13 protein-coding genes and 2 pseudogenes are annotated in these 12,698 nt (G+C 38.1%); 12 read left to right on the forward strand and 3 right to left on the reverse strand.

The genetic code is table 11. The features are described from left to right. Positions 1 to 131 precede the first annotated feature (131 nt). Together AB3I27_RS05145 and AB3I27_RS05150 are read right to left on the reverse strand one after the other, a co-directional pair. Positions 132 to 446 (reverse strand): DsrE family protein, encoded by a 315-nt coding sequence (locus AB3I27_RS05145; protein WP_002330734.1) that lies wholly within the window; start codon positions 444 to 446, stop codon positions 132 to 134. Between the two features lie 13 nt (positions 447 to 459). Next, positions 460 to 720 carry a metal-sensitive transcriptional regulator gene (locus tag AB3I27_RS05150; protein ID WP_002292566.1) on the reverse strand — a complete coding sequence of 87 codons (261 nt, stop codon included), beginning with the start codon at positions 718 to 720 and terminating at the stop codon, positions 460 to 462. Positions 721 to 887: 167 nt separating this feature from the next. On the opposite strand from AB3I27_RS05150, the gene AB3I27_RS05155 reads away from it, so the two are divergent. The 6 genes and pseudogenes from AB3I27_RS05155 to AB3I27_RS05180 all read left to right on the forward strand — a co-directional run bounded on the left by AB3I27_RS05155 (position 888) and on the right by AB3I27_RS05180 (position 8,026). Then, a complete protein-coding gene (locus tag AB3I27_RS05155) occupies positions 888 to 1,202 on the forward strand; it encodes a rhodanese-like domain-containing protein (protein ID WP_002316644.1) in 315 nt (104 codons plus the stop codon). A gap of 1 nt (position 1,203) precedes the next feature. Further along, a complete protein-coding gene (locus AB3I27_RS05160; RefSeq protein ID WP_002310698.1) occupies positions 1,204 to 2,859 on the forward strand; it encodes an FAD-dependent oxidoreductase in 1,656 nt (551 codons plus the stop codon). Positions 2,860 to 2,941: 82 nt separating this feature from the next. Continuing rightward, positions 2,942 to 5,077 (forward strand): UvrD-helicase domain-containing protein, encoded by a 2,136-nt coding sequence (locus AB3I27_RS05165; protein ID WP_104760319.1) that lies wholly within the window; start codon positions 2,942 to 2,944, stop codon positions 5,075 to 5,077. A gap of 174 nt (positions 5,078 to 5,251) precedes the next feature. Then, a pseudogene (locus tag AB3I27_RS05170) lies at positions 5,252 to 5,761 on the forward strand (hypothetical protein). Further along, positions 5,758 to 7,062 (forward strand): glycosyltransferase, encoded by a 1,305-nt coding sequence (locus tag AB3I27_RS05175; RefSeq protein ID WP_104760318.1) that lies wholly within the window; start codon positions 5,758 to 5,760, stop codon positions 7,060 to 7,062. The pseudogene AB3I27_RS05170 and the gene AB3I27_RS05175 overlap by 4 nt, the downstream one beginning before the upstream one ends. 106 nt (positions 7,063 to 7,168) lie before the next feature. After that, positions 7,169 to 8,026 (forward strand): LPXTG cell wall anchor domain-containing protein, encoded by an 858-nt coding sequence (locus AB3I27_RS05180; RefSeq protein ID WP_104760317.1) that lies wholly within the window; start codon positions 7,169 to 7,171, stop codon positions 8,024 to 8,026. Positions 8,027 to 8,136: 110 nt separating this feature from the next. On the opposite strand, the gene AB3I27_RS05185 is transcribed toward AB3I27_RS05180, so the two are convergent. Continuing rightward, positions 8,137 to 8,457, reverse strand: coding sequence for a putative heavy metal-binding protein (locus tag AB3I27_RS05185; RefSeq protein WP_002292575.1), 321 nt, complete (start codon positions 8,455 to 8,457; stop codon positions 8,137 to 8,139). A gap of 101 nt (positions 8,458 to 8,558) precedes the next feature. On the opposite strand from AB3I27_RS05185, the gene dhaM reads away from it, so the two are divergent. The 6 genes and pseudogenes from dhaM to AB3I27_RS05215 all read left to right on the forward strand — a co-directional run bounded on the left by dhaM (position 8,559) and on the right by AB3I27_RS05215 (position 12,497). Beyond that, complete coding sequence (dhaM, locus tag AB3I27_RS05190; RefSeq protein WP_002316646.1) at positions 8,559 to 9,005, forward strand: dihydroxyacetone kinase phosphoryl donor subunit DhaM; 447 nt, start codon at positions 8,559 to 8,561, stop codon at positions 9,003 to 9,005. Next, entirely contained in the window at positions 8,980 to 9,990 is a 1,011-nt protein-coding gene (gene dhaK / locus AB3I27_RS05195) for a dihydroxyacetone kinase subunit DhaK (protein ID WP_002316647.1), read from the forward strand. Before dhaM ends, dhaK begins: the two co-directional genes overlap by 26 nt. Before the next feature lie 28 nt (positions 9,991 to 10,018). After that, a complete protein-coding gene (gene dhaL / locus AB3I27_RS05200; RefSeq protein WP_002314035.1) occupies positions 10,019 to 10,624 on the forward strand; it encodes a dihydroxyacetone kinase subunit DhaL in 606 nt (201 codons plus the stop codon). 125 nt (positions 10,625 to 10,749) lie between these two features. Beyond that, positions 10,750 to 11,409, forward strand: coding sequence for an HI_0552 family protein (locus tag AB3I27_RS05205; protein WP_002344616.1), 660 nt, complete (start codon positions 10,750 to 10,752; stop codon positions 11,407 to 11,409). A gap of 379 nt (positions 11,410 to 11,788) precedes the next feature. Continuing rightward, positions 11,789 to 12,303, forward strand: a pseudogene (locus AB3I27_RS05210) (hypothetical protein). Next, positions 12,303 to 12,497 carry a hypothetical protein gene (locus tag AB3I27_RS05215; RefSeq protein WP_002344614.1) on the forward strand — a complete coding sequence of 65 codons (195 nt, stop codon included), beginning with the start codon at positions 12,303 to 12,305 and terminating at the stop codon, positions 12,495 to 12,497. The pseudogene AB3I27_RS05210 and the gene AB3I27_RS05215 overlap by 1 nt, the downstream one beginning before the upstream one ends. Positions 12,498 to 12,698: the final 201 nt, after the last annotated feature.

Raw genomic sequence — 12,698 nt, forward strand, 5'->3', positions numbered from 1 at the left:
TTTTTTTGATAAATAGACTTCCAATAGCTACTTCTCGATAATAAGCCAACCAAACCAAAAACATGAAAAGTTGTTTTTAATATTATTTCTTGTAACTCGGAGTTAAATGGTAGGATCACAACCTCTACTGACTAGGGCTTGATATAAGCATAACCTTGGGATTGCAGTTCAACTAAATCAAGTACACCTGCTGGTACAACGATTACTTGTTCAGGTAAAGAACTTTCTGAAACATGATTAGCACGCATAGCATTCGCACAAGCGTGAAAAACGACTTCTTTCAAATTTAAGAATTCTGCATTGGCAGAGTCTAGATAACCGGTAATCGCGATGCCGTTGACGGAAACGACGATCGTCGTTTCAGGAGAAGCTTTTATCAGGTTTTTTACGTTTTTCCCTGTTTCTGACCATTTTTCTAATTCATCAATATGGAAAACGACTTTCATTGAAATCATTCCTTTACTTTTTAATAATCATCTTGATTGCTTGCTCTAATTTAGCTGCTTGTTCTTCTGGATTACTATCAGGATTTTCAAAGCAATTTTTCAGATTATCTGCAACGATCATTCCCATTACGCGATCAATGCTAGAACGAACAGCGCTTAATTGAGTGATGACATCCATACATTCTTTTTCATCTTCGATCATTTTTTGGATACCACGAATTTGTCCCTCTGTACGTTTCAAACGGTTCAGGATATTTTTATTCTCAATCTCCATAGCACATTCTCCTCCATTTTTATAACTCGATAATACCCCTAATCGGTATTTTATGCAAATATAAAAAGCAGTAAAAAAATGAAGAGTCATTCTGGTTGACAGAATAAGAAAGCTCTTGTTTAATATACCCCATAAGGTATTTATAAAATATAAATGAGGTGCAGAAAATGAGTTTGTTATTTCAACCCATAAAATCGATAACAGTCCCAGAATTAAAGGAAAAGCTTTTAGAAAAGCCAGTATTACTTGATGTTAGAACACCTGTAGAATACCGGGGTGGGCATATAAAAGGAGCTAAAAATATTCCATTACAAGGCATAAACAGATATGATGGAGACAAAGAAAAGACCGTTTATGTGATTTGTCAATCAGGGATGAGGAGTAAACAAGCAGCAAAAGAATTAAAGAAATCTGGTTATGATGTGGTGAATGTACGTGGCGGTATGAATCAATGGTTTGATCGAACAGTAGGAGGGAAATAAGATGAAAATCGTTATTGTCGGAGGTGTAGCGGGTGGGATGTCTGCTGCTACACGGCTTCGCCGTTTAATGGAAGATGCAGAAATCATTGTTTTTGAAAAAGGACCGTATGTTTCTTTTGCAAATTGCGGCTTGCCTTATTATCTTTCGGGTGAAATCAGTGACCGGGAAAATCTTCTGGTCCAAACGCCAGAATCATTAGCTGCTCGTTTTTGTTTAGATGTGCGTCCAAACCATGAAGTGACAGCTATCTTTCCTGAAAACAAAACAGTAGAAGTCGTACATGGAGGTCAAAAACACCTGGAACAGTACGATGTATTGGTTTTATCTCCTGGCGCAAAACCAGTTGTTCCGTCAATTCCAGGGATAACAGAAGCCGACAATGTTTTTTCTATTAGAAATGTACCAGACATCGATAAAGTGATGCATGCGTTAGAAAAACAGCCAAACCGTGCCGTGATCGTTGGTGCAGGATTCATCGGATTGGAAATGGCAGAAAACCTAAAAAAAAGAGGTTTAGAAGTCATGGTGATCGAACAAGCGCCGCATATTCTTCCGACACTGGATGAAGAAATGGCAGCTTTTATAGAAAAAGAATTGTCTCATCAAGGAGTAGAAGTGATTACTTCTCATGCTGTCGCTAGATTTGAAGACCACGGGAAACGATTGCGACTGGATGACGGGCGTACCATCCCTGCTGATTTAGTTATTTTATCCATTGGTGTTCGTCCTGATAACCAGTTAGCAGTGACCGCTGGAATCGAATTAGGTATACGCGGGGGTATCCTAGTAGACGAACGATATCAAACGAATATTCCTGATATTTATGCGGTGGGGGATGCTATCGTTGTAAAACAGCTAATCACTGGAAAAGATGCACTTATTTCTCTTGCTTCACCAGCCAATCGTCAAGGTAGACAAGTTGCAGACACGATTTCCGGAATTTCTCGAAGAAATCAAGGCAGTATTGGAACAGCAATTATACGAACATTTGGAATGACCGCCGCATCCACCGGATTAAGTGAAAGAACAGCCAAAGAAAACGAGCTGTCTTTTGAAGTCGTTCATGTGTCAGGAAAAGATCATGCAAGCTATTATCCAGAAGCAACAGATATTTTACTGAAGTTGATCTTCCATCCAGAGACTGGCGAGATTTATGGTGCACAAGGTGTTGGGGCAAAAGGTGTGGATAAACGGATCGATATTTTAGCAACAGCAATCAAAGGGCATTTGACGATCTTCGATTTGCCGGAGTTAGAATTGACGTATGCACCGCCATTTGGCTCAGCCAAAGATCCAGTAAACATGCTAGGATATGCAGCAATGAACATTGCAGAAGGGCTTAGTGAAACCGTACAATGGCATGAATTGCCAACAGAATTAGCCAAAGGAAAAATTTTATTAGATGTGCGAACAGCAGAAGAATTGGAAAAAGGCAAATTCAAGGAAGCCAAACATATCCCTTTGAATGAACTTCGGGACCGATTAAATGAATTAGACAGTCAACAAGAATATATCGTCAGCTGTCATAGCGGCTTACGTAGCTATCTAGCAGAAAGAATCTTGAAGCAGTCTGGCTACCACGTAAAAAACCTTGATGGAGCATTTTCTTTATATCAAACTGTCCGACCTGAAGAACTGATATATCCTAACAAATGATACTCGTTAAAAAGCTTGCATTCGACTCTTAAAAGAGGTAAACTAATCGGTTCCACCACTTTAAAAAAAGAGGAGAATGTGTATGGTCAACACACAAAAGCAGTTAGAAGAAGCATATCTGAAGAATGTGTATCAAAAGCTAATCGATAAAAGAAACGAACTGGGCGAATCGATGGATACGGCAAAAATAGAAGGAAACCAGTCGCTGAAAGAAATGGCTGGCGAGCTTCGATTGAATTTTGACAGTTACTTAGATAACCTGGATACTTTTTCGATGATTGAAATGAAAAATAGAGAAATCGATCAGATGAATATCAAACAGAAAAACGCAGAAAATCAGCTGGCAAAGATCGAACGTTTATTGAAAAGTCCCTATTTTGGAAAAGTCATTGTAGACTTTCTGGATAATGAGCCAAAAGAATCCTTTTATATCGGTACAGCAAATTTCACAGATGATGTAGATGAAAATCTTGTTTATGATTGGCGTTCACCAATTGCCGAACTTTTTTACAATAACGTGATTGGTCCGTCTTCTTATACGGTTCGTCAAAATAAAATCGATACGGTTATCAAAGAAAGACGACAATTTATTTTGGAAAGAGATCGTTTGGTCAAGTTTTTTGATACGTCTGTAGCTATCCAAGACGATGTGTTATTAGAAGTGTTAGGTCAAGATGAAACCAATGAAATGAAGGCTATCACTGCTACGATCCAATCGGAACAAAACACAATCATTCGGGATGTGAAAAGTCAAAATATCTTGGTAAATGGCGTAGCAGGAAGTGGTAAAACCTCTGCTATCATGCAGCGTATTGCGTATCTGCTCTATTTATATCGAGATACGATGACATCTGATGACTTGCTGATTCTATCGCCTAATCATCGGTTCATCGACTATATCTCGAATGTCCTACCATCATTAGGCGAAAGAAATCCACTGAATCTAACCATCTTGCAGCTGGTTTCACAGCTTTCAGCAGAGGAAATAGAAGGTGAAGAAGCTTATTTCAAACGTATCACGAAAGAAAATGTATCAGAGCAAGCAGAACATTTGCGTAGTAAAGAGTATATCGATGATCTAAAACGATCAGATCCTTTGTTTCTAGATCATCCTGATTTTATCCGTGGACTTACTAAAAATGGAAAAACAGTTCTTTCTAAAAAAACGATCGAAAAAATATATGAGAAAGTTCCTGCTCATCCTAAATTGATCGATAGGCTTCAAGCAACGAAAAAGGCACTGATGAGCGAATGGAAGAACCATCTTTTGAAACAAGCAAAAAGTCCTGCAGTGCAGAATCAGGTACTCTCGTTGACAGAAGATAGGCAGTTGAAATTATTCGGTGAATTGATTTCTGATGATTCGGAACAAAGTATCGCAACTTATGCAAGGAAACTTTTACAAAAAAACTATCGAAAAATAACCAGACAAATCGAAGAAATGGCGTGGGTGGATGAGCATCGATTGTTTGAAAGAATTTATGAAAAACGATATGGCTCAGCTTATGTTTGGCAACACACACGTACTGTTGATGAAGCAGTCATTTTATTAGCTATTCATCATTTGCTTGTTGAAAAGGTAAATGTACCAGTGTTTCGCTATTTATTGATTGATGAAGTACAAGATTATACCCTGGCACAATTAGGTCTATTGATTGAATTATTTCCAAAAACTCACTTTACTTTAGTAGGTGACGAGAATCAAGCAATCTTTAATTCTTCCACTACTTTTGCTGATATTATGCGTTGTTTCGATGACTACCATCTGCCGATCCATCGATATGATCTTAGAAATAGTTACCGTTCTAGCGGAGCAATCACAGAGCTTTTCAAAACCTATGCTGTGGATCAAGAGATGATCGACATCGTATCGATCCGACCGCAAGGAAAAGAACCCGAATACCGCTCTTTTCAATCCTCTGAAGAATTGTTGGAAATACTAGCTGAGATTTTGGCTTTTCTAAATGGAGAAAAAGCGGCAATTATCACCCAAACAGAAGAGGAAACCCAAACGCTACAAGAATCGATTAAAAAAAGTTCATATGGATTAGAAAACTGCCAGATCATTCCTTTGGGTCTAGCAAAAGGACTAGAATTTGATCATGTAATCTTGTATCCATTTGAAAACAATAGAGATGAGCAAAGAAGACGCAGACAAATGTACACGGCGATATCTAGAGGAATGAAAAGCATTGTCGTATTGGAAAGAGAAACATAATTAAGAGATAAAAAAATAAAAAGAACAACTGATAAAAAGAACAAAATATTTTTCATTTGCCGATGAGAAATGTTTTGTTCTTTTTCTTAGGAAAAATTTAGGAACACTTTATGTGAAAAGAAATGAAAAGTATGGTAAACTCCTACGTCGTAACAAAAAATGTGAGGTGAGGATATGAAAAAAGTAACAAGAGAAGAAGTTGCATCGATTTTGGTGAAAGATAAGTATTTTTCGAAAGGTAATTATTGGTTGAAAATTTGGCAAACGCTAGTGGCTCTTTTCGGTTGGATGATCGTTGTTCTTCCTTTTATATAGGTGTTTTTTCCATTGACGAGACCAGAAAGAGCCAAAGATTTTTACTTGTACGCTTTTTTATTGGAAAAGAAAATGCTGTATTTCTTCATCGGCTTTTTTGCATTGATCTTTTTCAGCTTCCTGATTATCTCATTTGTGTTGACTAGATGGAACAATCGAAATTTGTATAGAAAAGTAAATAAGTCTTTTGAATATGAAGATGAAGAATTGAAAAAAAGACAAGAATTACTTGAAGAAATGTATACGGAACGTTTTGGAACAAAGGAAGAGAGAGAAACGGTCCGTTTTTATTCTGTCTCCGAAGAGAAAAATCTAGATACGACACTCATTGCAGATTTGTATAAAGAAAATGGGGTGGAACTGAAATGACCTCAATCACTCATACAGGTAATCAATTCCTAGATACTTGTTTGTCTATCATGTATTTTTTTCTCGTTTCTTACCCGATTTTAGGCGGATTTGCATGGTTTATTGGTGTCTGGTGTTATGTTTTTTTATACAAACACAAACAAAAAGAATGGGTAGATGTTCCATCAGGTGTCGAACCGTTCATTACGATCATGGTACCAGCCCATAATGAAGAGATTGTGATCGAAGATACGATCGAGTATTTGATGACGAAATTGAATTATCACAACTATGAAGTATTAGTGACAGATGATGGTTCAACGGACCAAACACCAGAAATATTAGCCAGACTGATGAAAAAATACGCTAATCTTCGTGTGGTTCGGATCGAAAAAAATAAAGGAAAAGCCCATGCGTTTAATATCGGACTTGCCTTTGCAAAAGGGAAATTGATTTTAAGCAATGATGCAGATACGGTACCGGAGCCAGATGCACTGAAGAGGTATGTGAATTATTTTATTCGCCCTGGTGCAAGACATATTGCTGCGGTCACTGCAAATATGGATGTCCAAAATCGTACAAAGTTGATTGCAAAATCGCAAACGGTTGAATTCTCAAGTATCGTTGGTATTATCAAACGAACACAGTCAGCTGTTTTCGGTGGCCTTTATGCGTACAGTGGGGCAAATACGATGTATCGAAAAGAAGCCTTGATCGATGTGGGCGGATTCAGACAAGATCGAGCGACAGAAGACATCAGTATTGCTTGGGATCATCAGTTGAATGATTGGGTATCTGTTTTTGCTCCTGGGATCATCTTTTTCATGGAAGTACCTGTGACGTTGAAGATGCTATATCGACAAAGAAAATGTTGGGCAAAAGGTGGAACAGAAGTCTGGCTGACGAATTTCAAAAAAGTGATGCTCCATCCTTTTGAACATATCGGAAGAACGATCATCTTCATTGATCAAACATTGAGTATTGTCTGGTCAATATTCTTTTGTATTTCCGTGATTCTTTTTATTGGATTGATTGGGCATTATGTGTACCAAGGAAACTATGAACAGATCTATGTCACTTTTACATTCAGTTTTGTGTTCATCTGCTTTGAAATGGTCGCAGGATTTTTCCAGTTGTTAGCTTCGCTGATTGTAGATGATCGACGAAGAAAATTGAAATACCTTCTTTTCGCACCCCTATATATGCTTTTGTTCTGGATAGTGAACGCGATAACGATCGTGACGACTTTCATTCCAGCGGTCAAAACGATTTTAGGTTATGGAAGCGGGACATGGAAAAGTCCGGAACGTACAAAAAAATAAAAGATGCACCGTTTTTTAGACAAACAGCCTGTTGTGTTTATGGTTCTTCCAGACATTTTTGCTTATAATAAGAAATTAGTTAAAAAGTAGTAAGGATGGGAAAGTGATGAAAAAAAGAATGAAGCCGTTGATCTGGCCGATTGCTGTTTTCGGTATTTTCTTCTTCGGACAAACAGCTTTTGCAGAAACTTCTGAACCTGCTCAAACAGAGCCTTCAACAACTATAAGCTCTTCTGATGCTGAAAACGGAACCTCAGAAACAGAAATGACTTCCAATGTACCGACAGATAACTCAGGAGAAACGATTTCGTCTTCAGAAGATACATCAACGAATAGTTCTACCTCTTCTGACCAAATCGATCATTTGCAAGACTTGGAAAATAAAAGAAAAGAACTCGAAGAAGCATTAGAAGCTGCAAAAAACAAATTGAAAGAAGACCAAGCAGCAATCGATCAAGATTTAGCTGATCTTAAAAATAAAGCGGGAAATGACCGTGCACAACTTGAGAAAAAGCTTGCTGAAGCGAAAGCAAAAGCGGAAGCTGTCCAAACAGATCTTGACGGGAAGATCCAACAAGCAAAAGAATTCAATCAACAATTAGATCAGGTTGCTCAAACAGCTTCTGGAAAGCTAAGTCAAACTCAAGCGGATATCACAGCGGCCAGTCAAGCGATCCATGGAAAGATCAGCGAAGCGCAAACAGTTGCTAATGATTTTGAAGCAAAAAAAGCAGACTTAGCAGCTAGTTTCCAACGAATAAAAGATATTTTGCATTCGGCAGGAGAAAAATCAGTGGCCTCTGGAACCACGACAGAAACAGTTCATCAAACGACAGAGCCATCCGAATCAACAAGTCAGACTTTACCAAAAACAAATGAAAAAACAGCTTCTGTCAATTATTCCTTCGTAGGCACAGGTGTGCTAGTTGCAGCAGTTTACGGAATCATTCGCAAAAAGAAATAAAAAAGAGAGAATGGGAAGGTAGTGAACCTCGAAGTTAGACTGAAAAATCTAACTCTTGGGTCCCACTACATGTCCCATCTCTTTTTATTTATTAAGACAGCTATTCCTACTTATCTTGTGGAGACAGCTGTTCCACTACACGTGACCATCAGCATACCATTGTCGCTACCTAATACTTCGTAGTCCATTTTTACGCCAATGATTGCATCAGCTCCTAATGCTTTTGCACGTTCGGCCATTTCCGCAAGTGCTTCTTCTCTTGCGCCCATTAGTTCATTTTCATAACTTTTTGAACGACCGCCAAAGACGTTTCGCAAACCAGCCCCAAAATCTTTCAATACATTGATCCCAGTAATAACTTCACCAAAAACGATTCCTTTATAAGCTACTACGGTTTTTCCTTCCACACTATTCGTGGTTGTTGTAATCATTCGATCACTCCTCTCTTTAACGAAAGTATAACAAAGTTCAAGATGCGCAACACATATTTTCCCAAAATTAGGAATTTATTATATACTTGAATTGTTCATTAATGAAAGCGAAACCAATCGTTAGCAACTATGTAAAAGAAAGGAAGATTCTTGTGAAAAAGAGTATTTTGCTTATTTCTCATAGTCAAAAAGTAACAGATGGTATTAAAGAAATGATTGAGCAGATGCAAAAATCCCAAGAGGTGCAGATCTTTTCTCTCGGTGGAATAAATGGCGAGATCGGATCAGACCCGATGAAAATCGTAGAAGCTGTCAATGAATCAAGTGATGCAGCTAGTTATTTTGTTTTTGCGGATATCGGCAGCGCGGTATTGAATTCGGAACTGGCAAAAGACATGTTGGAAGAAGAACAGCAGCAACGTTATCATCTGGTGGATGCGCCTTTAGTGGAAGGAGCTTTTGCAGCAGCCATCACTGCCGGTATAACGGATGATACTCAGCAAATCTTAACAGAAGCACAAAATGCCGGAAAGAAAGGATGGGAATAAATTGAAAAAAATCATGAATGATCCAAGCAATATTGTCGAAGAAATGCTGGAAGGATTAGTAAAAAGCTATCCAGAACTTGTTCATCGTGTAGAATCTTCCCGTGTTGTAGCCAAGAATCAGAAATCGGAACAAGTTGGTTTGGTTTCTGGTGGAGGAAGCGGACATGAACCATCCCATGCCGGGTTTGTAGGGGAAGGAATGTTAAGTGCAGCGGTGCTCGGTGATGTATTTACTTCTCCAACTCCAGATCAGATTCAAACGGCTATCAAGGAAGCGGATAGTGGCAAAGGAGTTTTACTAATCGTTAAGAATTATACAGGGGATGCATTGAACTTCGATATGGCAAAGGAACTAGCTGCTATGGACGATATTGAAGTAGAAAGTGTAATCGTAGATGATGATATCGCCGTTGAAAATAGTACGTATACTGCTGGAAAACGCGGAGTCGCAGGTACTGTCCTTGTACACAAAATCGTGGGCGATGCAGCAAGAAACGGTGCTTCCCTAGCAGAGTTGAAAGAATTGGGAGAAAAGGTCGTACAGGCAACTAAAACAATCGGTGTAGCGCTTCGAGCAGCAACTGTACCAGAAGTAGGGAAACCAGGATTCGAACTAGGAGAAGATGAAATCGAGTACGGTGTTGGTATCCACGGTGAGCCAGGCTATCGTCGAGAAAAGATGCAGCCTTCTAAAGTACTGGCAAAGGAACTTGTTACTAAGATTTTAGATGATTACTCGAATTTGCCAAAAGAAGCAGGTGTATTCGTCAACGGAATGGGCGGGACGCCTTTGATGGAACAGTTCGTATTCATGAATGATGTTTTAGCTCTGCTGGAAGAAAGAGGCGTCAATGTAGTTTTCCGAAAAGTCGGTAATTTTATGACCTCACTAGATATGCAAGGCCTTTCTCTTACGCTGATCGACTTGACGGAGACACAATGGAAAGATTCTTTAGAAAGCAATGTACAGACGATTTCATGGTAAGACAATCTCAAGATAAAAGGGTGATAATATGAAACTAACCGTTCAAGAAATCCAAGAATGGCTCTCACAATTTGCAGAGGCAATCAATCAGAACAAACAATATCTCAGTGATCTAGATACCCCGATTGGCGATGGAGACCACGGAAATAATATGGGAAGAGGGGTTTCAGCTTATGAAGAAGCTTTTCAAACCGATCATCCTGGAACAATTAGTGATACATTCAAAGTATTCTCTATGGCGATGATATCGAAAGTCGGTGGGGCTTCTGGTCCGTTATACGGATCTGCATTCATGAACATGATGAAAGCGACAAAAGGGGTCGATTCTATTGATTCTCAAGAAAAATTAGGAGAAGTGATCGAGCAGGGAACAGCGGGTATTCAAAGCCGAGGAAAGGCAGAAGCTGACGATAAAACGATGTTAGATGTTTGGCTACCAGTTACAGAGGCGTTGAAAGCAGGGAATCTAACAAAAGAAATTATTGACCAGGCAAAAGAACACACCAAAGACTTGGTAGCTAAAAAAGGACGAGCTTCCTATCTAGGAGAGCGTGCAATCGGACATATCGACCCGGGAGCTGCTTCCAGTGCCATTTTATTTACGTCACTACTCAATGTGATCAAAACTTCATGACCATTCCTGTAAATGGAAACAGAGGCTGAACTCGAAAAGCAATCAGTTGCTTTTTCGATTCAGCTTTTTTACAGTTGTTTCTTTTAAATAACATAGTTAAAATAAAAAAGAAAAGAGGGAACAAAATGGATTTAATGAAAGAAGACTATCAGTTATTTGACAGAGACAATTATGCATTCAAACAACTCAAAGAAATACATACACCAGATGAAGTCGAACTAATCAAACAAGAATACAAAGCACACTGGCAAAAATGGAAAGAGATCCAGCTCCAGACAGCTGCACTTTTGCCTGATACATATGGCATGAGCAAACCTAAAATCGAAAGCTGGACGAATGGCTGGAATTTACGCAGTCATTTTTGGAGTGCTTATCGAAGTGAAGATCGGCAAAACGAGAATGCCTGTCTAGCAGTTTTGTTGAATCAAAAACAATACCAAATCTATTTGATGTATCAGCACTATAAAAGTGACACGAGAGAAGGAAGCGTTGAAGGATACAATCAATTGCTATCTTTACTGCAGGAATGGAGTACCCAGGTAGCGATTGAAGATTATTATATCTGGCCTCAGCCTGAAAATGAGCTGGAAGATCATTTGCCTTTATCCGCTTATTTATCAGATAAGAGCAAGCAAGAAGAGCTGCGAGAAACAATGGGCGATCGAACCTTCCAACTTGGCAAACTGTTTTTTTCTCCAAATGAATACACAAACATCGAAGAGAAAACTGCTGAGGCACTCAAAGAACTAGCGCCATTGTATCACGCGATAAAAAAGAAGTTATGAAAAAGCTGATTTGCGTTGCGTACTAAATAGATGGCACATCATCGAATCCACTGCTCTCATGATGCAATATAAACAGACACCTGCGAAAAATCATTTTTTTGCAGGTGTCTGTTTGGTTTTTCCATCAGTCAAATCAGAATAAAAATTTAAACAAATCTAAAAACATAACAGTTAACAATCTCTAAAAAACAACAATTACTTGCGCCTGTTTATTCTTTTGTATATGTGTTTCGAATTACATAACAGAAAAAATGAAAAAATATTCATTTCGTTATCAAACAAGGAAAAGTAAGAACAAGGCTTCTTTTTTCACTGATAAGCCTATGGTAAAATCCATTTAAAGCGTTTTCTTTACGAAGAGAAGTAAGAAGGAGCAAGTATGAAAAAAATCATTTTCAGAGGAGTCATAGTCATCATCGCACTAAGTATAGGAGGGAAAATATTGATGGATAGAAGAGAAAAAGACAACGAAGAACTGCGTACCATCCAAACCGATCTGGCAAATTATTTGTATAATCATTATGAGATTTCAACAGTAGATGAAAAGCTAGAAAAGGAAATCTTCAAAGAATTTAATCAAGGTAAAGGAGACATGACTGAACAGGAATTTTTTGAAAGATTAGATTCTATAACTGAGTATATGGATATTGAGAAAATAGAATTTACAGGTTTTTCTGTAGGTCCGATGAAAGGGTTGGTAGTTGGATTTATCATCAATGATGTTTACCCAGATGAAACAACGCTAGATACGAGATTAGCCGAAACAAATAAGTGGCTGTATTCCTTCAACACTGGGAATACTAGGAATTCATATGTACTAACTAAAAAAATTCTTCGACAGATGAAAAAATGCCTGAAGAAAACATTATCTATTATGACAAGGGAGTCAAGTGATGGACCAAAACAAAGAATTCTCTAAAGCAGTATATGGCGTTGAAACAGGGAAAGTAATAGTCAACGAAAAAATCGTTGAGGATAAATATCTTGTTATTGATGTCATTGATACCGACAAACATACGATCGGAAAAGAAAAAACACCAAAGCAAAACGGTATGCAGGCCATGGTTGAGATTCCAACCAAGCTATGAAAAATTTAATAAAATCTAAAGACATAACAGTTAACAATCTCTAAAAAACGACGATTGCTTGCGTCTCGCTCATTCTTTTGTATATGTGTTTCGAATTACATAACAGAAAAAATGAAAAAATATTCATTTCGTTATCAAACAAGGAAAAGTAAGAACAAGGCTTCTTTTTTCACTGATAAGCCTATGGTAAAATCCATTTAA

The sequence above is a fragment of the Enterococcus sp. C46 genome, from assembly GCF_040887565.1.
In the GTDB taxonomy this organism is placed as follows: domain Bacteria; phylum Bacillota; class Bacilli; order Lactobacillales; family Enterococcaceae; genus Enterococcus_B; species Enterococcus_B lactis.